1 protein-coding gene is annotated in these 1,284 nt (G+C 44.8%); it reads right to left on the bottom strand.

Translation table 11 applies throughout. From position 1 onward, the window contains the following. The coding region (locus tag BV372_RS34095) for a tetratricopeptide repeat protein (protein ID WP_143845495.1) at nucleotides 1–1,284 on the bottom strand (1,284 nt) is incomplete at both ends.

Here is a 1,284-nt window from a genome sequence, read left to right as displayed (position 1 = left end):
GCTCACATATTTCTAAGGATTGCTCCCAGAATGCGATCGCTCTTGCTATGTCTCCTTGGTCGGCGATTACCCCTGCAATGTTGATCAGGGAAACTGCTTTTCCTGTTAAATCATCTTTAGGACAAAGGTCTAAGGCTTGCTGATAATGAGTAGCAGCTTCTTGTACAGAACCTAAAAATTCTTCCGCACGGGCGATGGTTCGTAAGATGCGGTAGTCTTGAAAAACTGCCAATATTTGTTCACATAACTCTAAAGCTTCCACAAACCGGGATTTGTTCACCCAAAGGTTTGCAATTACATGCCCAATGCTAACAGCAATTTCTTGCTCTCTTGCCAGTAGTCCCAAGCGCACTATTTCTAGTGCTTCTACTTCCGTGCAGTTTTCATTCTTATACCAAACTTGATGGATTTTCTTTACGGCTTTCTGTTGTGTTGCTTGCCATTCTTCTTCAGTCAATATAGGTTCTAACAACGGTTCTAAAATTGCCGTCACCCGGTAATTAACTGGTTGATTGGGGTGAGTGGTGCCAGATTCAACTAAGCTAAGGCTGGTTAATTTGCCCAACACTGCCAATTCGTTGGCGCTAGAAATTGCCCGCACAATCTCCTCTGTCACAGGCAAATTAAACACACTCAACCGTGCGAGAAAATTTTGCTCCTCTGTTTCCAAAGCATCAAACAGGGTTCTTGCCAAAAGATGCTCGCGGAATTTCTGCTTAGTCGCCTCCAACCGATTCAGTAATTCATCCGCCGCCAATCCTGGCTGCTCAATCACTTCTAATAACCACTTCAGCAAACGGGGATTACCATCAGCAATCTTAAGAATCCGTTGAGTTCTTAACTTCTGCCTAACTTCTTTATCTAAAGCAAAGCAGATTTTATCAATATCACTGCTGCTCATCGCTGCCAAAGATTCCAAGTGCAGGCGGTGAGGTGGTAAGGTATCTTCCTTTAAATAGCGACACGTAACAATCAGCCGGCTTTCTCCGCCGTTCTCCGCTAATGCCGCACAAATCGCTGCTAAAATCTCGTAAGCCTGAGCCGTCATCCGCAGTGAGCCATCCTGAATATTAGCATCGGGGATATTTTGCTCGAAGTCATCCAGCACCAGCAGCAAAGGTTGGTTGTGTTCTTGTTCAATGGCTGCAAAGAAGTTTTGCAACCGTCCTTTCAGAGATACCTTTGGTTCGTTCAACAATGCAGGGACATCGGCAAATCGCTGAAACTTATTAGAAAGCTTATTCAGCAAACCGCTTTCATCCAAAGGGCCAATCAACACCACCC

The organism is Nostoc sp. T09, assembly GCF_002154695.1.
In the GTDB taxonomy this organism is placed as follows: Bacteria; Cyanobacteriota; Cyanobacteriia; order Cyanobacteriales; family Nostocaceae; genus Aulosira.
Note: the sequence above shows the minus strand (reverse complement) of the source record. Positions and strands in the feature narration are given on the sequence as shown.